Here is a 20,123-nt window from a genome sequence, read left to right on the forward strand (position 1 = left end):
TCGCGGTCATGCGAGCGGGCGCGGTACGTAGGTGAAGGCGGCTGCCGGGACGGGCACGCCGTGGGTGCGCGCCTGGTGGGCGCGCGTGAGCACGGCGGCGCCTTCGACGAGGTTGAGCGCGATCTGGGTCACCGACCGCCGCGCGGGGTCGGCGAGGAAGGTGCCCGCCACCCACTGGTTGAAGGCGCCCATCGCGGGCCCGCACCAGATCTGGTAGTCGGCGCGCCGCGCCGGGTCCCCTGTGATCGCCCACTTGCTGGAACTCCCCAGGTACCAGCGGAAGACGAGTGCCATGCGGTGCTTGGGATCGGCTTCGGCACGGGTGAGCTGGGACGCGTCGCGCGACGCCCAGAAGGCGCGCGTACGGTCCCAGACCTCGTCGATGGAGGCGCCGAGGACATCCCGTTCGAGCGCCGCACGCAGCGGCGCGGGGAGCGCCTCCAGCCCTTCGTGCTCCTGGTAGGCGCTGTACAGCCGGGCCGCGCGCCGCGCGAACATGGTTCCCCGGGACAGTACTTGGAGGCGGACGCCCCACTCGAACATGTCGGCGGCGGGGGCCATCGTCACATCGGCGACGTCCGCCTCGCACAGCATCGCCTTCGCCGCGTCGGACAGTCCCGCCTCGGTGGCGGTCTGGTGCGCGGAGCCCACGACCACGTACGAGGCGCCGAGCGCGAACGCGGCGGCCACCGCGCCCGGCGTGCCCAGACCGCCCGCCGCGCCGATCCCGATCGCCTGGCGGTAGCCGAAGCGCTCGGTGAGTTCGTCGCGGAGGAGAGCGATCCTCGGGAGCAGGGCGGCCAGCGGCCGGTTGTCGGTGTGGCCCGCGCTGTCGGCCTCCACCGTGAGGTCGTCGGCCACAGGGACGAGCCCGGCCAGCTCGGCCTCCTCGGGTGTCAGCTCCCCCTGGGCGAGGAGGGCGCGCAGGAGTGCGGGGGGAGCGGGCGACAGGAAGGCACGGGCGACCTCGGGGCGGGAGACCTTCGCCAGCATCCGGCGCCCGCGCACGATCCGCCCGGCGGGGTCCCTGCGCAGCCCCCGCGCGGAGCACAGCACGACGGCGGGCGTCAGCTCCATGTACGCCGAGGCCGAGATCCGTGGCACGCGGTGGCGCAGGAGCAGCTTGGCGACGCCGAACTCCAGCGCGGGCTCGGCCGGTGAGTGGAGCAGGTTGACGCCCCAGTTGCTCCGGTCCGGCAGCTCGGCCGCCAGCGCCACCACGGCGCGCTCGACCTCGTCCGTCCGCAGGCCGCCCGCGCCGAAGAAGCCGAGCATCTCGGCGCGCGCCATCGCCGTGACCATCGCCGTGGTGGTGATGCCGTTGGCCATCTCGCCCGCCACGTAGGGGAAACGCACACCGTGCGCCTCGCAGAAGGTCCGCCCGCCGAGCCACTCGGGATACAGCGGGGGCAGCGTGCCGAGCGGTGCGGCGGGCGGCTGCTCCGGAGTGAGGCCCCGGGTGCGGCCGTCCGGGTGGGCGACGACGTGCGCGGGTTCCCGGACGCGGCGGCAGGAGGCGGTGATGCCCTCGGGCGAGAAGGCCGAAGGGGAGAGGGAGTCGGGGGCGGCGGGACCGGCGAGAACGGACAAGGGCGGGCTCCCAGCGGGCTGGTGAGGGGGCGGGGGGGAAGCGGGGGTGCTAGCCCGTGACAGGCCGGCCGCGCATCAGCCCCGCGCACAGGTAGGCGAGGTCCACGCGGTACGCGGAGGGCCTGGCCCCGAACAGGGTTCGCACGCGGGTGTCGTCGAAGCGGCGGCGGTGACCGAGGTAGGAGGTGAAGCCCGGGTAGAAATCCATCAGGGCCTCAAGGGGCGTGGCGTCGGCGGGCCGCTCGGGGACCAGGGCGAGGTCGAGCGGCACGAGCCGTTCCAGGAGCGCGACGACGGTCGGCACGGGCACGTCGTGGTGGTGGACCACGTGGTAGGTGGTGACTTGCCCCGAGGCGGTGGCCCTTCCCGACACGGGGGTTTGCCCCGGCGTGGTGGCCTGCCCCGGCGTGGTGGCCTGCCCCGGCACGGTGGCTTCCCCCGGGGCGGGGCGCTCGGCCAGCCGCACCATGACGTCGGCCGCCTCCTCCACCGGCATGAGGTTGAGGTGACCGTACGGGTGCCCGACGAGGCGCATCCGTGTCCTGGCCGCACCGGGGGCGTCCTCGTGACCCGCGGCGCGCAGGGAGTCCCGCAGGATCTGCTCGATGACCTGCAGGGGATGCGTGGGCAGCTCCGGGTGCGGCGGCAGGTCGGTGACCAGGATGCTCGGCCGCAGGACGAGGACCGGTCTGCCGTGTGTCCTCGACCAGTCCCTGACCAGCGTCTCGGCCTCGAACTTGGAGCGCTCGTAGGCGTTCTCGAAGCCGTGGGCCCCGCTCAGTTCGTCCTCGTACGCGACCCCCTCCCGCCGCGCCCCCGCCACGAAGGCGGTGCTGACGTGGTGGACCGCGGGTCTGTGCCGTCCGGCGGCGGCGAGGTCGAGTACGTGCCGGGTGCCCTCCACGTTGGTACGGCGCAGGTGCGCCAGGTCGCCTTCCAGGTTGATGCTCCCCGCGCTGTGCCAGATCGCCCCGAGGCTGTCGGCGAGTTCCCTGAAGGCGGTGCGTGACAGCCCCAGCCGCGGTTGCTCCAGGGCGGTTTCCACCACGCGCAGCCGGCGGGGGAGCGCGCGTACCAGCGCCTCCGGGGCGCCCGACAGCTCGAAGAACCTGGTGATACGGGAGAGGGCGTCGCCCGAGCCCGCATGTGTCAGGACCGTCAACGACGTGTGAGTGGTGAGGAGTTGGCGCAACAGTCGGAGTCCGAGAAATCCGGTGGCGCCGGTCAGGGCGACGTGCACGACCTGAACCCCCAGGGGCTCCGATACGGAAGGGAAGAGGTGAGCAGAACGGTCGCAGATGACGGCGGGGGAGCGGAGACCTCGCCCCGCAACTCACCCGAACGATGGAGTGCGAGGTGAGCAAGGTGACGAACAGTCGTTCCTGTACGTGCCTCCGCGGCCCCTCTGTGACGGCGCGACACCTTTCGCCCCGCCGGTCACTCCCCCCACCTCACCCTTTCGGGTGAACCCCCTGGCTGGTCCGCCGGGCCTTCGCGAAGGGCTCGCGCGGGGGCTGACGTGGGAGCGAGGGAAAAGCGGACGCGTCACGTTACCGAGGGTCACAGCGGTCGGCGGTTCCGCGGCCGGGTTCCGTGCCGACAACCGCCGGATATAACCCAGGAGGTACGAACCGGACCGAAGCGCCGGTACCGGCGTACCGGCCCCATCGGCCCGCATTCGTTCCCCGGGAGCGCGCGGGCCGAGAAGAACGGGAGCGCCCATGCCCACGTCCACCTCCTCCGTCCCGGCCCTGCGTCATCCCGCCCACTCCGTGGACCGCGCCTTCCTCCGCCTGGAGCGCACCCGCCCCGACGTCCGCTGGGACTCCGGCGGCATCGCCTACCTGAGCGGCCCCCCGCCGACCCTGGACGAACTGCGCGCGTACGTGGGGCTCTGCCTGCCCAGGCTCCCGCTCTTCGCGAGCCGCGTGGAGGGCGGGCCCCGGCGGTCCCACTGGGTGACCGATGCCGGGTTCACGGTCGAACGGCACGTGCACGAGGTCGTCGCCGAGGGCCCCGAACAGGCGGAATCCGCCCTGGACACGGCGCTCAACGCGCCGTTCCCCGCGGGCGCGCGCTGGGGGATCTGGCTCGTCCGCGGGCTCGCGCCCGACGCGTACGCCGTCTGCTACCGCTTCCAGCACGCCTGCCAGGACGGCTCGGCCGCCGCGCTCGCCTTCCGCACGCTGCTGAGCGGGGGAGAGCCGTCCGCGCGTCCCGTCCCCAGGCCGCGCGCCGGAACGGGGCCCCGAGTGGCGCTCGCCCTCGGCCTCACCGCGCGCGCGGCGTTCACCGTGTTCACCCCCCGCCGCCGCGGACCCGCGCTCCCGTACACACCGACGGGGGACAGGCGGCTGGGGCGGGGGCGCGTGCCGCTGGAGGCGCTGCGGCGGATCGGTGCCGCGCGCGGCGGTTCCGCGCACGACGCCCACCTCGCGGCGCTGGCGGGGGCGTTGTCCGCCTGGTCGGCGCGGACGGGCGTACCGCTGCCGCGCGTCTCGGCGCTGGTGCCCCTGGACGCCAGGCGTCAGGACGAGGAGCAGACCTGGGGCAACCGCTGCTTCGCGCTGCCGCTCGACCTCCCCGTACGGGCCCCGGCTCCGGCAGGCGGACGCCCGGAACGTGACGCGCCGCTGTGGCGGCTGCGACGGGTCACGGAGGCGACCGCGCGCCTGCGGAGCGAGCCGTGGCGGCAGGCCGTGCAGGACGTGGTGAGGTTCATGCCGGACCGCCCCACCGAGTGGTACATGCGCGGGGTGTTCTCCTCGCGCGTCACCGACATCCTGGCCACGTCCATGCCCGTCGCCGACCACGGCGCACTCGGCGGCACCACGGTGACCGGCACCGCTCTCCTCCCGCTCCTGCTGCCCGGGCACCTCTTCGGCGTCGGTCTCTCGTTCTTCGGCCCCTGGGCGGACGTGTCCTTCGTGACCGACCGCGCGCTGCCGCTGGGGGAGTGCCTGCCCCGCCTGTGGGAGGAGGCCGTGACGGCGCTCGAAGCGGCGGTGGCCCCCGCGGACGCCGCATGAGGCGGGCGAAGGCGGCCGCGCGCGGGCGCGGCCTCCTGCCGGAAGCGGGCGGCCCGGCAGAAGACGGCGCCCTGCCGAACACCGGCGCCCTGCCGAACACCGGCGCCCTGCCGAACATCGGTGCCCTGCCGAACACCGGTGCCCTGCTGAACGTCGGGGGGTTGCACCACTCCTACCGGCGGCACAGCGTCCTGCGCGGTGTCGACTTCGCTCTGCGCCCCGGCGTGCTCGCCGGGATCGTGGGCGAGAACGGCGCGGGGAAGTCGACCCTCCTGAAGGTGCTCTCGGGGGAGCTGAGGCCCGACCGCGGCACCGTCAGGCACCGGGGCAGGTTCGGGTACTGCCCGCAGACCGTCGTGCTCGACGACGCCTTCACGGTGCGGCAGCACCTCCACCTCTTCCGCCGCGCCTTCGGGCTCCGCGACCTGCGCCGGGCCCACGAGATCCTGGAGACGCTCGCGTTCACCGAGTACCTCGACCAGCGCGCCGGACTGCTCAGCGGCGGCTCCCGGCAGAAACTGAACCTGACCCTGGCCCTCATGCACGACCCGGACGTGCTCCTCCTCGACGAGCCCTACCAGGGCTTCGACTGGGAGACGTACCTGCGCTTCTGGGAACTGGCGGGCGCGCTGCGCGACGCCGGGCGCTCCGTGCTCGTCGTCTCGCACCTGGCCTACGACGCGGGGCGGCTCGACGAGTTGTGGCGCCTGAGCGAGGGCCGCCTCCACCCGCAGGACACCCGTCCGGGGGAGGCGACGTGAACGGGCACCTGTCGCTCTTCGCCACCGCGACCCGGTACGCGCTCACGGGCCACGCCCGCAACCGCTTCGCGATGCTGCTCGTGGTGCTCTACATCCCCACCTGGATCACCCTCGCCTACGTGACCATTCCCGACCGCAGGGCACCCTTCAGGCTCCGCGCCACGGGCCGGCTCCTGGCGCCCGCGGGCAACCACCTCACGCAGATCACAGGAGCGCTCAACGCCGTCACCCTGATCGCCGGCTTCATGATGTTCGCCGCCACGTTCACCGGCGGCGCCTTCGACCGGCGCCTGGCGATGGCGGGTTACCCGCGTTTCCACCTCGTGCTCGCCAAACTCTCCGCGCTGACCCTGATCTGCGCCGCGATCTCCGCCTACGCCACGGTGGCCACCGGCATTGCCTGGTCCCCCCGGCAGCCGGTCCTGCTCACCGCCGCGCTCTTCTGGGCCGCGCTGACGTACGGCGCGCTCGGCGTGGTCTTCGGCTCGGTCCTCCGGCACGAGGTGGAGGGGATGTTCGCGATCCTCATGATCAGCATCCTCGACGTCGCCCTCCAGAACCCCCTGTCCAGCTCGGGGTCCGACAGCGCCCTCGTCCGCTTCCTGCCCTCGTACGGAGCGGTGCAGACCGGCATGGCCGCGGCCTTCTCCACGGACTCATCCGCCCGCGGGCTGGAGATCCAGATCCTGTGGTGCGCGGCGGCCGTGTCCTGCGCCTTCCTCGTCTTCCGCCGCCGTACCCGCGACGCGCTCCCGGCCCGTCGCGGTCCCCGCCTCTCCCCAAGGAGCACACCCTCATGGCCCTTCGCCGCACCCTCCGGAGCACCGTCATCGCCGCCGCCGTCCTCTCCGCCTCCGTAGTGACCGCCTCCGTAGTGACCGTCCCTTCCTTCGCACACGCGGCACCGGAGGCACACGCGGCATCGGAGTCACACGCGGGCCCGGGGGCACACGTCGCACCGGAGGCACGCGCCGGGCTGGGGGCGCTCGCGAGCCGGGCGCCGCTCGCGGCCCCCCTGCCGCCCGCCTGCCAGGACGCGCTCCTGAAGACCCTCGACAAGTTCCCCGTCGCGTACTTCACCGTGCCCGAGAAGGCGAAGAACGCGCTGTTCGCCGAGGTCGGGGCGCTGAGCGAGGCGGACCAGGAGGCACTCACGCAGCCCGCCTGCACGGCATGGAACAACTGGGCCACGGCGAACGGCCAGGCGGTGGCGACGGATCTGGACGAGCGGTACAGGAGGACCAGCGGCGCGGTGTGCGTCAAGTTCGCCACCTCATCCGTCGGCACACTCAAGAAGTTCGCGCCGCTGGTCCCCGAGAGGACGCGGGGCCTGGAGACGGTGGCCAAGAAGGTCTGGACGAATGCCATGAGCAAGCTCTCCGCCGAGGCCACGAACGCCGCCTGCCGCAAGGCGTACGACGGCGCGAAGGCGGGCTGGTAGTCCCGGTCGGTACGGGGCGCCCGGAGCCGCGGCCGACGAGCGGACCGCCTCCGCGCGCCCCACCGGTGAACTCCCGTATTCCAACGTCCTGTTGAGTCACGCCCGGCGCCGGTTCATGGTGTCCGCGCGGGGTGCGCCGATTGCCGGGGGCGGAGGGAGGGGGTAGGTTGGGCAGCCCTCGTACGAGGGACGCTACGACTCCGCGGGGGCGCGGGAGGCAGGGGGACTCGTCGTGGTCACGATCGGCTTGCTGCTGGGCGTGCTGGTGCTGTTCGGGGTGTTGCTCGTCGCCAAGCTGCTGCGCCGCCCGCACTCCCGTACGGAGGACGCCGAGGGCTTGCGCCTCGAAGCGAAGGCCCGCGGCGAGGCGGCCGCGCACCGCTCGCGGTACGGCTCCCACTTCGTCCACAACACTGTCGTCCCGCCCAGGGGCGACCGCAGGCCCTGAGCGTCAGGGACGCCGCGCGTACGGCGCCGGTCGCGTCCTCCCACCGGGACGGCGACCGGTTACCGGTCACTTCGTGACGGCCTTCGCCTTCGTCAGCCAGCCCGCGAGGCGCTTCATGTACGCGGCCTGCGAGACGTAGTCCATGCCCGAGGACTCCCAGGTGTGGACCTGTCCCGAGGTGAGCGCGGGTGCCTCGGCGAAGGTGGGCTGCTTCTTCAGGTCGGCGGTCTGGTAGCCGTCCTGCGAGAGCAGGAGCAGGTCGCCGCCTATCTTCCCCGCGTTCTCCCAGCTGTAGTTGCCCCAGTAGTAGCCCTTGGGCTTCGGGACGGTCATCGGGACGCCGATGTCGCGGTACAGGCGCAGCGCGGGGTCGTCGGCCGGCCGGGCGACGCTCACGCCGTCCGCGTCGGCGTACAGGACGGTGACCTTCGCTTCCGTGTTCCCGCCCGCCTCGGCGAGCGCCTGCTTCGCGCTGTCGAACTTCTTCTTCGCGGCGGCGACCACGGCCTTCTTCGCGCCGACCGCCGTGGCGAGCGCGGTGGTGCGTGCGATGACCTTCGCGCCGTCACCGCCCATGTAGAGCGAGACGACGGGGGCGATCTGCTCGACCTGCTTCTGCTGCTCCAGGTTCTTGAAGCCGTACGAGGGCTGGGTCTTGTCGATCGTGCCCTTGGCGTCGGTCGGGTAGACGTTGGTGACGATGAGGTCGGGCTTCGCCGCGGCGAGCTTCTCCAGGTTGATCGCCCCGTACGTCGTGCCGACCGGCGTGACGCCCTTGGTGTCGAGACCGGCGAAGCGCTTGTCCTGGGTGATCGAGCTGTAGCCGAACGAGGCGACGGGCTCGACCCCGTAGTTCATGAACGACACCAGCACGTCGTTGAGCCCGGCGATCCGCCGCGGCCTGTGGTCGAGCTTCACGGTCTTGCCGAGATCGTCCTTGAAGGTCCACGGCCCCGACGCGGCCTTCGCGGCCGATGAGCCGTCACCGGAGGAGCCGTCGTCGGAGGAACAGCCGGTCACGAGGAGCGCCGCCGCGGTCAGGACGGCCACGGCGGCGGCACGGGGTGCGCCGAAGCGGGGGAGGTTCATGAAAGGTGAGGCTAACCTAAGTAACTGAGCGGCGTGTCACCGGGCACCCGCTCCCACCTGCTCCTCCGCGCCCGTCCGGCTGCCCGCTCCCTCCCGCTCCTCCGCGCCCGTCCGGCCGCCCGCTCCCTCCCGCTCCTCCGTCTGCGCGCGCGTTCCGGCCGCCTCGTCGTCCGCTTCCGGCACCACCAGCGGAGTCCCCGTCGCCGGGTCGGGCACCACCCGTGCCCGCAGGGAGAAGGCGCGCTCCAGGAGCGCGGGCGTCAGCACCTCGTCGGGCGTGCCGTCCGCGACGATCCCGCCCTCGTGCAGCACCACGAGCCGGTCCGAGTACCGTGCCGCCAGCGACAGGTCGTGCAGCACCATCACGACCGTCGTGCCCTGCTCGCGGTTGACGCGCCGCACGAGGCGCAACACCTCCAGCTGGTGCGTCAGGTCGAGGTACGTGGTCGGCTCGTCCAGGAGCAGCGTGCTCGCCTCCTGTGCCATGACGAGGGCGATCCAGGCGCGCTGCCGCTGCCCGCCGGAGAGCGAGGCGACATCGCGGCGCGCGACCTCGGCCAGGCCCGTCGCAGCGATGGCCCGCTCCGCCACCTCCGCGTCGTGCGGCGTCCACGGGCGGGCCCAGCTCTGGTGGGGGTTGCGGCCGCGCATGACGAGGTCGCGCACGGTCGTGCCTGCGGGGGCCACCGGGCTCTGCGGCAGGATCGCGAGCCGCCGCGCCACCTCGCGCCCCGGTACGCGCCGGATGGGTGTCCCGTCGAGCAGCACCTCGCCGGAGACCGGCCGCAGGAGCCGCCCCAGCGCCTTGAGGAGCGTGGACTTCCCGCAGCCGTTCGCGCCGAGGAACGTCGTGACACTCCCCGCTTCGAGCGACAGGTCGAGCCCGTCGATCACGGTCCGCCCGTCGTACGCGAGCCGCAGGCCGCGCGCTTCCAGGACGGGCCCTGTGGCCTTCGGAACGGTCATGCCGACGTCATCTCCTTGCGGTGCCGCACGAGCAGCCAGATCAGGTACGGGGCACCGGCCACGGTCGTGAGGATTCCGACCGGCACCTCCCAGGGGAAGAGCGTGCGCGCGACGAGGTCGGCGCCGAGGACGAGGGCCGCGCCGAGCAGCCCGGAGAGCGCGAGCGGAGGCCGCGCGGCGCGGCTCACGCGTACCGCGATCTGCGGCACGACGAAGGCGACGAAGCCGACCGGGCCCGCCGCGGCGACCGCGCCCGCCGTCAGCAGCACGGCGAGTGCGATGACGAGCAGCCGGTGGCGGCGCACCGCGAGCCCGACGCCCGTCGCCACGTCGTCGTCGAGCTGACCGAGCGCCAGCGCGGCCGAGGTGGCGAGGGCGAGCGGCAAGCCGGTCCCCGTCGAGACGAGCAGCGGCCACACGCTCGTCCACGACGTACCCGACAGGCTCCCGACGAGCCACTCCGACGCGGCGGTCGCCTGCGTGATCTGCGCCTTGACGAGCAGATAGCTCGTGAGCGCGTCGAGCGTGGCCCCGACGCCGATCCCGACGAGCACGATCCGGTAGCTCTGTGTCCCGCCGCGCAGCCCGAGCCCGTACACGAGCACCGCCGCGAGCAGCGCGCCCGCCGTCGCCGCCGCGGGGACGGTGCCGCCGAGCACGGCCGCGCCCATCGCGTACCCGCCGCCGCCCAGCACGATCGCGGAGACCGCGCCGAGCGAGGCCCCCGAGGTCACGCCGAGGATGTCGGGCGTCGCGAGCGGATTGCGCGTGAACGTCTGCGTGAGCGCGCCCGCCACGCCGAGCGCGAGCCCGGCGAGCGCACCCGTGAGGGCGCGCGGCAGCCGCAGCGTCACGACGAGGAAGTGGTCGGTCGGGCTGCCGCCCCCGGTGAGCGCGCGGGCCACGGTGAGCGGCGGGAGAGCCGTCGCGCCGACGGCGACGGAGGCGACGAGGAGCGCGAGGGCGAGCCCGAGCGCGACGAGCGTCACCACGAGGACGCGGGGGCGCCAGGCGAGCCCGACGGGCCCGATCAGCACGCCGGTACGGGGCGTGACGGGCCGTGTGCCGGTACGCGGCGTGAGGCCGTCCGGCCCCGCGGGTGCCCGTACGCCGTCGGCGGCCCGTTCCCTTACCCGGATGTCGTGTCTCACAGCGCCACCAGCGATCTGCGGCGTGCCACCGCGACGAAGACGGGACCGCCGATCACGGCGAGCACGATGCCGACCTCGATCTCGGCGCTCCCTGCGACGAGCCGCCCGACGACATCGGCGGCGAGGACGAGGACGGCCCCGACAAGCCCGGCCGCGGGCAGCGCCCAGCGGTGCGCGGTGCCGACGAGGGCGCGGGCGACGTGCGGCACCGTGAGGCCCACGAAGCCGATGGGGCCCGCGACGGCGGTCGCCGCGGCGGTCAGGAGGGTGAGCGAGAGGAGGCCGACGACGCGGGCGCGCGGCACGTTCTCGCCGAGGCCGTGCGCGACCTCCGTACCGAGGGACAGGTTGTCGAGCGCGCGCGCGTTGAGCGCGGCGAGGAGCAGCCCGGCGACCATGAACGGCCAGGTGGAGGTGAGGACATCGGTCTGCCGCCCGGCGAGCGAGCCGACGACCCACAGCCGGTAGGCGTCGAGCGAATCACGGTCGGTCAGCGTGAGGAACGAGGTGAGCGCGCCGAGGAGCGCGGAGACGGCCGCGCCCGCGAGGGCGAGCGGTACGGGGCTCGCCGTGCCGCTGCCCGCGACGGTGATGCCGAAGACGGCGACGCTCGCGAGGGCGGCCCCCGCGAGCGCGAGCCACACCGTCGCCCCGCCGCTCCGTACGTCGCACACGTACGCGCCGAGCACGACCGCGAGCCCGGCGCCCGCCGAGACGCCGAACAGGCCGGGGTCCGCCAGGGGGTTGCGCGTGTGCCCCTGCATCACGGTCCCCGCGACGCCGAGGCACACGCCGACGAGGGCGCCGAGCACGGTGCGCGGTACGCGCGAGCCCCACACCACGGAGTGGTCGGCGCGCGAGCCCGAGCCGGTCAGGCCGTCGAGCACGGCGGAGACCGACAGGTGGTTGCTGCCGAGCAGGAGACTCGCGACCGCCATGAGGAGCAGCAGGAGCGACAGGAGAACGAGTGCGCCCCCACGGCGGGGGGCGAACACAGGGTGAGGCTTGGGCACGAAGTCAGCTTAGGCTAGCCTAATTCCGTGGCGAAGAACCCCCGGCTGATGCCGAAGAACCCGACCCTGTTCCGCGGAGAGGTGCTGCGCGGCACGCGACTCACCCCGTCCATGCACCGCGTGACGGTGACCGGCCCCCAGTTCGCGACCTTCCCGTACCAGGGCTACGACCACTGGTTCAGGCTCTTCCTGCGCCTCCCGCACCAGACGGGCTTCGAACTGCCCGAACTCTCGGGACAGCGCTGGTGGGACCCGTACTTCGCGCTCCCCGAGGAGATCCGGCCGCACTGCGCCAACTACACCGTCGCGGGCTTCCGCGCCGAGACGGGCGAGCTGGACATCGACTTCGTCGTGCACTGCGGCCCCGGCGGCGAGCCCGAGGGCGCGGCGGCGATCTGGGCCTGCTCCGTCGCGCCCGGCGACCCCGTCGCGCTCTACGACCAGGGCATCGTCTTCGACTGCCCCGAGGACGCGAGCGAGGTCCATCTCGTCTCCGACGAGAGCGGCCTTCCCGCCCTCGCCGGCATCCTGCGCTCGCTGCCCGCGCACACGCGGGGCCGTGCCCTCATCGAGGTGCCCCTCGCCGGTGACCGCAGGGAACTCGAAGCGCCCGACGGCATCGAGATCACCTGGGTCGTACGGGACGACGCCCACGCCGTGCCGGGCGAGGCCGCCCTCGCGGCGCTGCGCCGCCACGAGTCCTTCGCCGCGACGGGCTACGCCTTCGTCGTCGGCGAGTCGAAGCTCGCCACCGAGGGACGCCGCCACCTGCACCGCGCGGGCCTGCCGAAGGACCGCATCACGTTCTCGGGCTACTGGAAGCACGAGCGCGCCAAGGTCGCCGAGACGGTCTGAGCGCGGCGACCCGAAGGGCCGGGGGCGGGCCCGGGCCTCCCGTGCGGCGTCCGCCTCAGCGCGCGCCCCGCTCCCACGCCGCCACGTAGGCGCGCGCCGCCGCCTCCGGGTCCGCGGCCGCGCAGATCCCCGAGACGACCGCCGCGCCCGCGGCGCCCGCGCGGCGCAGCGCGGGCAGGTCGCCCGGCACCACGCCGCCGATCGCGACGGCGGGGGGCAGCCCCGGCGGAGTGAGCAGGCGCGCGAAGCCCTCGACGCCGAGCGCGGGCGGCGCGTCCGCCTTCGTCGTCGTCGCGTGCAGCGCGCCGACACCGACGTGGTCGACGGGTGCCGCCGAGGCCGCCGCCAGCTCCTCCGGCGTCGCCGCGCTCAGGCCGAGCAGCGCGTCCGGGCCGATCAGGTCCCGTACCGCGGCGACGGGCAGGTCCGACTGGCCCACGTGGACGCCGTGCACGCGCGCCCCGGCGGCCCGGGCGGCGAGGTAGACGTCGACGCGGTCGTTGACGAGGAGTGTCACGTGCGCGGGCAGCACCCCGGCCACCGCGCGCACCTGCTCAAGGAACGCCCGCCCGCCCGCGTCCTTCTCCCGCACCTGCACCGCGGTGACCCCGCCGGCGACGGCGGCGGCGACCGTCTCGGCGACGGTCCGCCCGCGCGCGGCGCACTGCGCGGTGTCGGTCACCAGGTACACCGACAGATCGGGCCTCACGACAGCGCCGCCCGCGCCACGAGGTCCGCGTCCCGGAGCGCGGCGAGCGCGTCGAGGAAGCGGACCGCGAAGGTCCCGGGTCCTGGGCGCCCCTCGCCCGCCGACTCGGCGGCGACCGTGTACGTCGTCACCGCGGCCACCGTCGCCGCGAACGCGTCCTCGGTGACGGCGGTGAAGGCCGCCATCACCGCGCCGAGCGCGCAGCCCCCGCCTGTCACCCGCGTGAGCAGCGCGTCCCCGTTCGCGATCCGCACCGTGCGCGCCCCGTCCGTCACGAGGTCCACGGGGCCCGACACCGCGACGACCGCGCCGCTCGTACGGGCCAGCTCGCGCGCCGCTTCCGCGGCCTGCTCGACCTTCTCGGCCGCGTCCACGCCGCGCCCGCCCGCCCCGGCACCGGCGAGCGCCAGGATCTCGGAGGCATTGCCCCGTACGACCGCGGGACCGAGTGCGAGCAGTTCGTGCGCGAGCGGCGTACGCACCGGGAGCGCGCCGATCGCGACCGGGTCGAGCACCCACGGCGTGCCCGCCTCGCGCGCCGCCTTCGCCGCCTCCGTCATCGCGGCGCGCTGCTCGGCGTGCGGCGTACCGAGATTGACGAGCACTCCGCCCGCGATCCGTGCGAACGCGTCCGCCTCGCCGGGGATGTCCACCATCGCGGGCGAGGCCCCGAGCGCGAGCAGCGCGTTCGCCGTGAAGTTCGTGACGACCGTATTGGTCAGGCACTGCACGAGCGGCTCGGCGCCGCGCACCCGCGCGAGCGCGGCACGGGTGGCTTCCAGATGGTCCGTGGTCATGAGGGCACTCCAGAGGGGGGACGGGGATCAGGCGGCGGCACGGGGCTCACGCGGCGGCGCGCCGGGTGCGCAGCCGCAGCGGCGCGTAGACGAGCAGTGCCACCGCGAAGGCGACGTAGTACGCGAGGTCGGCGCCGTGCAGCGCGTCGGCGACCGGGCCCGCGTACAGCGAGGTGTTCATGAAGGGCACGGCGGCGCCGAAGCCCACGAGGAAGGCGAGCGGCGCGGGCCACCACGGCACGGGGCGCGCGCTCTCGGCGGCGAGGTCGAGCCCCGCGGTCGTCCGCCCCGTACCCGCGTGCCCGGTACCCGTGTGCCCCGTACCCGTATGCCCCGTACCTGCGTGCCCGGTACCCGTGCGGGCCCGCTCCCTCGCCCGCGCGCGCCAGTCCACGACGACCACGGCGACGAACCCGGGAATCCAGTAGCCCACGAAGAGCAGCACGTTCTGGAAGCGCGCGGTCGTGTCGGCCGCGTGCATCCACAGCACGAGCGGGAGCCCGAGCGCCGCCGCGCCCGCGGCGGCGAGCGGGCGCGGGACGCGCACGCCCACCGTCTGGAGCGCGAGCGAGCCGCTGTAGTCGTTCATCGCGTTGCTGCACAGCGCGGCGAGCGCGACGGCGAGCAGCCCGAAGGCGCCGAGCCAGCCCCCGCCGAGCAGCTTCTCCACGCCGCCCGCCGTCTGGTCGGTGAAGACCGAAGCGCCCCACAGGCCGAGCGTCTGGACGACGACGAAGGACAGGCTCACGCCGAGCAGCGTGTACCAGAACATCCGGGTGCGCGAGGTCTCCGTCGGCAGATAGCGGCTGAAGTCGCTCGCGTAGGGGGCCCAGGACAGCGACAGGCTCAGCGCGACCGTGCTGGTCAGCATGATCGCGCCGAAGCGGTCCATGCCGTGCGCGCTGCCCGACGTCGTGGGGCTCACGCCGTCGAGCATCTTCACGGCGAGGACCACGAAGGCCACGGCGAGGACGAAGGACATGAGCTTCTGGAGCCGGTGGATCGCCTCGTAACCGAGCGCGCCCACGAGCCCCTGCCCGGCCATCATGACGAGCACCCCGAGCCAGAACGGCCAGTCGAAGAGACGCGCGAGCGCGTCCCCGCCGAAGAGACCGATGAGCGCGTCCCACGCGATCGAAGAGAGCCACTGGAGGATGCCGGGGAGCACGACGGCGGGCCCGAAGGCGAGCCGCGAGAGGGGGAGCTGACCGGCCCCGGTCCTGCTGCCCCACGTACCGAGGTACGCGACGGGCACAGCGCCGAGCAGCGTGCCGGCGACGACAGCCGCGAGCGCCGTCGCGAAGTCGAGACCGAGGACGATGCCGAGCGTGCCCGTGAAGACGCCTGTCATGGTGAGGTTCGGCGCGAACCACACCGTGAAGAGCCGGCCGGGACCGCCGTAGCGCCGGTCGTCGGGCACGGGCGCGATGCCGTGCGCCTCGACGCGCAGATCCCCCGGGGCCTCGGGCATCCGGCCGCCGAAGACCCGGGCGGCCTGCTGCGGAGCCGCGCCCTCCGGGGCGCGACCGGGGGCATGCGGCAATGACATGGAAGACATCCCTCCGCCAGTACGAGCTGGTTCAGGTTCGACGGGTGTGATCTCAGCCCCCTGGCGGGGCACCCCGTGTCCGGTGTGGGGCAAGAGTAACGCGCCCGGTGAGCGAGCCCCCGCGGGGCTCGGAGGGCAGGGCCCGGGGCGGAACCCGGGGAGAGCGCCTCCGGCGCAACGGGGGACCGGCCCTGTCACGCCCGCCCCGCCGCGCGGCGGAATCGCGGACTCCGTGCGCCGGGGCGCCCCGTATGCGCTCTCGTGCGTCACTCGCGCCGTCGGCAAGGTGGATGGGCCCGGCCCCGGGGCCCGCCGTTCGGGCCCGCCGCGACCCAGTCCACTCCCGAGGAGCTGCCGCATGCCCGCCAGCGCAACGCAGAGCGGGGGCGCGGGCTTACCCGCGGCCCACAGCGCACCCCCCACGCTCGGTGTCGAGGAGGAGTTCCTGCTGGTCGACGCCGAGACCCTGGTCCCTGTCGACGCCGCCGAACGGGTACTCGACGTGCACCACAGGCTCCACCCCAAGGGCGCGGTGACGGTCCCGCAGCGCGAACTCCTCAGCAGCATGATCGAGACCACGAGCCCGGTGTGCGCGGACCTGCCGGAGCTGCGCGCCGAGGTCGCGGCCGCCCGCGAGCGCCTCGTCGAGGCGGCGGAGAAGGCGGGCTGCCGCGTCCTCGCCCACGGCACCGCCGCCCGCCACGCGCCGCCCCGCACCCCCACAGCGGCCCCGCACTACCGCGATGTCTCCGGGCTCTACCAGCTCCTCGCCCGGGGCACCGAGACCTGCGGCTGCCACGTCCACGTCGGCGTCCCCGACCGCGAGGCCGCAGTGCACGCCCTCGACCACCTCCGCCCCTGGCTGCCCGTGCTGCTCGCGCTCTCGGCGAACTCCCCGTACGAGCACGGCGTCGACACCGGCTTCGCGAGCTGGCGCACGATGGTCCTCTCGCGCTGGCCCACGACACAGATCCCGCCGTACTTCGCCGACGCGGCCGACTACGACGCGACCCACCGCAGGCTCTTCGCGACCGGCGTACTCCCCGAGCGCGCCCGCAACGCCTACTGGCTCGCGCGCCCGTCGGCGCACGTCCCGACCCTGGAGGTGCGCGTCGCCGACGTCATGCCGACCGTCGGCGAGGTCGCCGCGCAGGCCGGGCTCACGCGGGCGCTCGTGGTGACGGCGCTGCGCGAACGCGCGGCGGGCCGCGTCCCCGCGCCCGTCCCCGCGCACGACGTCGCCGCCGCACTGTGGACGGCGGCGCGGTACGGGGTCGGCGGTTCGCTCGTCCACCCGGGGAGCGGTACCGCGGTGCCGGCGGGCGAGGCGGTCGCCGCGCTGCTCGACCACGTCGGCGAGGCACTGGCCGACCTCGGGGACGAGGAGGAGGTCACCGCGGTGGTACGGGACGTGCTCCGCCGGGGCGAGCCCGCGCGGCGCCAGCGGGCGGTGGCGCAGGGACCGGGGGACGTGGGGGAGTGGGGGGTGGTGGGCTGACGGGGGAAGCGGGGCGGACGGGGTGCGGGGGGCACGGAGGGAGGGGGGCGGGGACACGGGCGGACGGAGGTGCGGGACCGCGCTGTTCCGGCCCCGGTTGGCACGGAGTGGTGCCCCGGCCACCTCGGGCGGCCGGGGCACCACGTGCGGCGGGGGTCGTTCCGCCGAGGTCGCGCAGGGGGTTTACGGGAAGGTCAGCGACCAGCCGTTGATGCTCCCGGTGTCACCCGAGTAGACGTCCTGCACCTTGAGCTTCCAGGTGCCGTTGGCGGCGACCGAGGAGGCGTTGACGGTGTAGGTGGCCTTCACGTTGTCGGCCGAGTCGGAGGCGTTGGAGCCCTTGAGGCGGTAGCTCGTGCCGTTGGGGGCGACGAGGTCCACCACGAGGTCACCGCGGTAGGTGTGCGTGATGTCCACCGAGACCGACAGGTTCGACGGCGCGTTGCCGCTGCGGCCCGTCACCGCGACGGAGGAGGTGACCGCCGAACCGGCGTCCGGTATCGCGACCTTGGTGGTGGACGAGAAGACCGTCCCGCCGGGCGTGCCCGGGTCCGTGCCGCCCCCCGAGCGGGCGCCGACGTTGATCGCCGCCCAGGCGTCCTGCACCGCCTTGTACTCGGCCGAGGTCGCCCCGTAGAGCGAGGAGGCCGCCGCGAGCGTCCCGGTACGGGCGCCCGCGTAGTTGGTGGTGGAGGTGAACTGCGTGGTGAGCGCCTTGTACCAGATCTGAAGCGCCTTGTCCCTGCCGATGCCGGTGACCGGAAGGCCGTCGTACGTCGGCGAGTTGTAGCTCACCCCGTTGACGGTCTTGGCGCCGCTGCCCTCCGAGAGGAGGTAGAAGAAGTGGTTCGCGGGCCCGGAGGAGTAGTGCACGTCCTTGTTGCCGAGCGTGGACGACCAGTTGTCGGCCGATGCGCCGTCCTTGCTGGGCTTGTCCATGTAGCGCAGCGGGGTGCCGTCGCCGTTGATGTCGATCTTCTCGCCGATGAGGTAGTCACCCGGGTCGGTCGCGGTGTTGGAGTAGAACTCCACGCCGGTGCCGAAGATGTCGCTCGTCGCCTCGTTCAGCCCACCGGACTCGCCGCTGTAGTTGAGGCCCGCGGTCACCGAGGTGACGCCGTGGCTCATCTCGTGGCCCGCGACGTCGAGGGCGGTGAGCGGCGCGGCGTTCCCGTACCCGTCCCCGTACGTCATGCAGAAGCAGCTGTCGTCCCAGAACGCGTTGACGTACTGGTTGCCGTAGTGGACGCGCGAGTACGCGGCCACGCCGTCACCGCGGATGCCGTTGCGTCCGAAGGTGTCCTTGTAGAAGTCCCAGGTCTCCTGGGCCCCGTAGGCCGCGTCGGCCGCCGCGGTCTCGGGCGTCGTGCCCTTGCCGTCGCCCCACACGTCGTCGGGGCCCGAGACGAGCGTGCCCGTGCCCGAGGTCTTGTTGGCGAGTGTGTACGTCTTGTGCCCGCCGCGCGTCGCGTCCGTCAGGTTGTACGTGGACCCGGACTTGGTGGTGGTGATCGTCACGGTGCCGCTGTACTGCGTGTTGGCCGTGCCGTTCTCGATGCCCTGGTACTCGTACAGCTTCGCGCCCGTCGCCGCGTCCGTCACGACGTGCAGTTCGTTGGGCGTCCCGTCCTCCTGGAGCCCGCCGATGACGGTCTCGTACGCGAGCACCGGCTTGCCCCCGGCGAGCCACACCACCTTGCGCGGCGCCTGGTCGGTCGCCGGCTTCGCGGCACCCTGCGCCTTCGCCGCGCCGAGCGCCTGCTCTTGCGCGGTCGCCGCGGGGACCTTCGCCGTGGTCCTCACACCACTGAGCTTCGCCTGCGAGGCCCGTACGACCTTGCCGGTCGCGCCGGCCGGGTCCGTGGTGACGACCAGGTCGCCGCCGAGCACGGGCAGCCCGTCGTACGTGCGCTCGTAGCGCGTGTGCAGCGTGCCGTCCTGATCCTTGATCACATCGCGGACCACGAGCTTTTCCTGAGCGCCGAGACTCAGCTCTTCGGCGGTCGCCGCGCTCTTCTTCTGTGCCTTGGCGATGAGTTCGGCGCGCTGATCAGGGGTCAGCTGCGCCGGCAGGGCTCCCGGCCTGGCCGCCGAGGCGGCTTTCCCTGTGGGGGCGGGCGCGGCCGTGGCCACGCCCGTCTGCGTCGCGGCGGTCAGCAGCGCGGAGACCGCGAGCAGCGCGCCGCCGGTGGCGGCGGCGCGACGGGAGGAGGTTCGTCTCAAGGAAGGGCTCCTTCAACGGGCCGCGCACAGGCGGCCGGTGGGGTGACGAAGAGCCCGCGGTGGGCGGTGGGGAAGAAGCGTGCCCGACCGCTGGCCGAGGGAGACTGTGGCAGCCCCGGCGCGTGCTTGTCAGGTGCGCATCACGAGGTTGGCGGATTCCGTTCGGCTCCCGGACGCGCGGGGCCGCTATGCGGACCCGTTCCCCGGGAAAGAATTGGAAAAGAAGCCGCTTGCCGTCCGGCCGGGAAAGCCCCGCTTCGTCCCCCGCCGACATGTGCCCGCAATGTCGCCGCCCGCTGAATCGTCCGGATGGCCCGTCTCTCCCCGCTTCCTCCCGGGACCCGCCCCGTGTGACGCGCATAGATCATCAGGTTTGAGCCCCCGTTGGCCGGAAAATGTGCCCCGGAGGTCGCGTCTCCTTCGTATTTCTTGCCCTCACGGGCACGCGAGCCGCACAAAAAGGCGGCGCGGTGCGGACCGGGTCACCGCCCGGTCCGCACCGCGCCGCCGCTCTCCCCGCCCGGCGGGCTCGGCTCAGTCCTCGTACCGCGTCGGCGGGTACGGGTCGTCCTCCGTGCGCTCCCGGCGCGACTCCAGCCCGTCCGGGCGGATCTCGCCCTTGCGCACCTCGCGGTCGAGTTCCGTCTTCTCGTCCTGGTACTGCCGGCTCTCGGTCACCCGCCTGGGCGGATTGGTGTCCGTCGCCGGGGGGACCTCGCCGGGGTTGTACGCGTCGAGCCCGGCCCGTACCCGCTCCTCCTCCGTGCGCGCGGCGAGCCGGTCGTCATCGGGCCTGCGCGGCATCCCCCGACGGGGGCTGTTCTCCTCGGACTGGGAGCGGTGGTGCTTCGACATGCGGCCTCCTGGGTGGTGCGGGGCCCCGGTGCGTACGGGGCGCGCGACTGCGGTGCCCGCACCACCCAGCGTCTCATCACGGTCATTTCTGTCAAACGGTGCGAAGCGGGGCATTCGCCGGGATGCGCGCGGGGTCCGGCCGGAGCAGC

The 20,123-nt window shown here is 73.8% G+C and carries 18 protein-coding genes and 1 riboswitch; of the genes, 7 read left to right on the plus strand and 11 right to left on the minus strand.

Annotation, left to right across the window (positions count from 1 at the left end; genetic code table 11):
- Positions 1-6: 6 nt before the first annotated feature.
- Positions 7-1,590 (minus strand): PfaD family polyunsaturated fatty acid/polyketide biosynthesis protein, encoded by a 1,584-nt coding sequence (locus ACQYWQ_RS27390; protein ID WP_431038318.1) that lies wholly within the window; start codon positions 1,588-1,590, stop codon positions 7-9.
- 49 nt (positions 1,591-1,639) lie between these two features.
- Positions 1,640-2,830, minus strand: coding sequence for an SDR family oxidoreductase (locus ACQYWQ_RS27395; RefSeq protein ID WP_431038320.1), 1,191 nt, complete (start codon positions 2,828-2,830; stop codon positions 1,640-1,642).
- Positions 2,831-3,311: 481 nt separating this feature from the next.
- Between ACQYWQ_RS27395 and ACQYWQ_RS27400 the strand changes: the two genes are divergently transcribed.
- The 5 genes from ACQYWQ_RS27400 to ACQYWQ_RS27420 all read left to right on the plus strand — a co-directional run bounded on the left by ACQYWQ_RS27400 (position 3,312) and on the right by ACQYWQ_RS27420 (position 7,269).
- On the plus strand, positions 3,312-4,619 hold the full coding sequence (locus ACQYWQ_RS27400; protein ID WP_431038322.1) for a wax ester/triacylglycerol synthase domain-containing protein: 1,308 nt from the start codon (positions 3,312-3,314) through the stop codon (positions 4,617-4,619).
- A 161-nt stretch (positions 4,620-4,780) separates the two neighbouring features.
- On the plus strand, positions 4,781-5,380 hold the full coding sequence (locus ACQYWQ_RS27405; RefSeq protein WP_431039375.1) for an ATP-binding cassette domain-containing protein: 600 nt from the start codon (positions 4,781-4,783) through the stop codon (positions 5,378-5,380).
- Complete coding sequence (locus tag ACQYWQ_RS27410) at positions 5,377-6,240, plus strand: ABC transporter permease (protein ID WP_431038323.1); 864 nt, start codon at positions 5,377-5,379, stop codon at positions 6,238-6,240. The genes ACQYWQ_RS27405 and ACQYWQ_RS27410 overlap by 4 nt, the downstream gene beginning before the upstream one ends.
- Positions 6,177-6,821, plus strand: coding sequence for a hypothetical protein (locus tag ACQYWQ_RS27415; protein ID WP_431038325.1), 645 nt, complete (start codon positions 6,177-6,179; stop codon positions 6,819-6,821). Before ACQYWQ_RS27410 ends, ACQYWQ_RS27415 begins: the two co-directional genes overlap by 64 nt.
- A gap of 232 nt (positions 6,822-7,053) precedes the next feature.
- Positions 7,054-7,269, plus strand: coding sequence for a hypothetical protein (locus ACQYWQ_RS27420; RefSeq protein ID WP_431038327.1), 216 nt, complete (start codon positions 7,054-7,056; stop codon positions 7,267-7,269).
- A 66-nt stretch (positions 7,270-7,335) separates the two neighbouring features.
- On the opposite strand, the gene ACQYWQ_RS27425 is transcribed toward ACQYWQ_RS27420, so the two are convergent.
- From ACQYWQ_RS27425 to ACQYWQ_RS27440, 4 genes are read right to left on the minus strand one after another with little or no spacing between them, the layout of a single operon-like run.
- Positions 7,336-8,358, minus strand: a complete 1,023-nt coding sequence (locus ACQYWQ_RS27425; RefSeq protein WP_431038329.1) for an ABC transporter substrate-binding protein — start codon at positions 8,356-8,358, stop codon at positions 7,336-7,338.
- A gap of 36 nt (positions 8,359-8,394) precedes the next feature.
- A complete protein-coding gene (locus tag ACQYWQ_RS27430) occupies positions 8,395-9,324 on the minus strand; it encodes an ABC transporter ATP-binding protein (protein WP_431038330.1) in 930 nt (309 codons plus the stop codon).
- Positions 9,321-10,475 (minus strand): FecCD family ABC transporter permease, encoded by a 1,155-nt coding sequence (locus ACQYWQ_RS27435; protein WP_431038331.1) that lies wholly within the window; start codon positions 10,473-10,475, stop codon positions 9,321-9,323. Before ACQYWQ_RS27435 ends, ACQYWQ_RS27430 begins: the two co-directional genes overlap by 4 nt.
- On the minus strand, positions 10,472-11,488 hold the full coding sequence (locus ACQYWQ_RS27440; RefSeq protein WP_431038332.1) for a FecCD family ABC transporter permease: 1,017 nt from the start codon (positions 11,486-11,488) through the stop codon (positions 10,472-10,474). Before ACQYWQ_RS27440 ends, ACQYWQ_RS27435 begins: the two co-directional genes overlap by 4 nt.
- Before the next feature lie 27 nt (positions 11,489-11,515).
- Here ACQYWQ_RS27440 and ACQYWQ_RS27445 point away from each other — a divergent pair, with 27 nt between their 5' ends.
- Entirely contained in the window at positions 11,516-12,343 is an 828-nt protein-coding gene (locus ACQYWQ_RS27445) for a siderophore-interacting protein (RefSeq protein ID WP_431038334.1), read from the plus strand.
- Between the two features lie 55 nt (positions 12,344-12,398).
- Here the strand turns inward: ACQYWQ_RS27445 and thiE are convergent, their stop codons facing one another.
- The 3 genes from thiE to ACQYWQ_RS27460 all read right to left on the minus strand — a co-directional run bounded on the left by thiE (position 12,399) and on the right by ACQYWQ_RS27460 (position 15,398).
- Entirely contained in the window at positions 12,399-13,052 is a 654-nt protein-coding gene (thiE, locus tag ACQYWQ_RS27450) for a thiamine phosphate synthase (protein WP_431038336.1), read from the minus strand.
- Positions 13,049-13,849 carry a hydroxyethylthiazole kinase gene (gene thiM, locus ACQYWQ_RS27455; RefSeq protein ID WP_431038338.1) on the minus strand — a complete coding sequence of 267 codons (801 nt, stop codon included), beginning with the start codon at positions 13,847-13,849 and terminating at the stop codon, positions 13,049-13,051. Before thiM ends, thiE begins: the two co-directional genes overlap by 4 nt.
- A gap of 46 nt (positions 13,850-13,895) precedes the next feature.
- Positions 13,896-15,398: a purine-cytosine permease family protein gene (locus ACQYWQ_RS27460; protein WP_431038340.1), complete on the minus strand. Its 1,503-nt coding sequence runs from the start codon at positions 15,396-15,398 to the stop codon at positions 13,896-13,898.
- Positions 15,390-15,484, minus strand: a riboswitch (TPP riboswitch). (Overlaps the previous gene by 9 nt.)
- A gap of 272 nt (positions 15,485-15,756) precedes the next feature.
- On the opposite strand from ACQYWQ_RS27460, the gene ACQYWQ_RS27465 reads away from it, so the two are divergent.
- Positions 15,757-16,896 carry a carboxylate-amine ligase gene (locus ACQYWQ_RS27465; RefSeq protein WP_431038342.1) on the plus strand — a complete coding sequence of 380 codons (1,140 nt, stop codon included), beginning with the start codon at positions 15,757-15,759 and terminating at the stop codon, positions 16,894-16,896.
- A 183-nt stretch (positions 16,897-17,079) separates the two neighbouring features.
- Here ACQYWQ_RS27465 and ACQYWQ_RS27470 read toward each other — a convergent pair whose 3' ends face one another.
- Both ACQYWQ_RS27470 and ACQYWQ_RS27475 read right to left on the minus strand, forming a co-directional pair.
- On the minus strand, positions 17,080-19,119 hold the full coding sequence (locus tag ACQYWQ_RS27470) for a M4 family metallopeptidase (protein WP_431038344.1): 2,040 nt from the start codon (positions 19,117-19,119) through the stop codon (positions 17,080-17,082).
- A gap of 534 nt (positions 19,120-19,653) precedes the next feature.
- On the minus strand, positions 19,654-19,974 hold the full coding sequence (locus ACQYWQ_RS27475) for a DEAD/DEAH box helicase (RefSeq protein ID WP_431038346.1): 321 nt from the start codon (positions 19,972-19,974) through the stop codon (positions 19,654-19,656).
- Positions 19,975-20,123: the final 149 nt, after the last annotated feature.

It is taken from the genome of Streptomyces sp. P6-2-1, assembly GCF_050613165.1.
Taxonomy (GTDB): Bacteria; Actinomycetota; Actinomycetes; order Streptomycetales; family Streptomycetaceae; genus Streptomyces.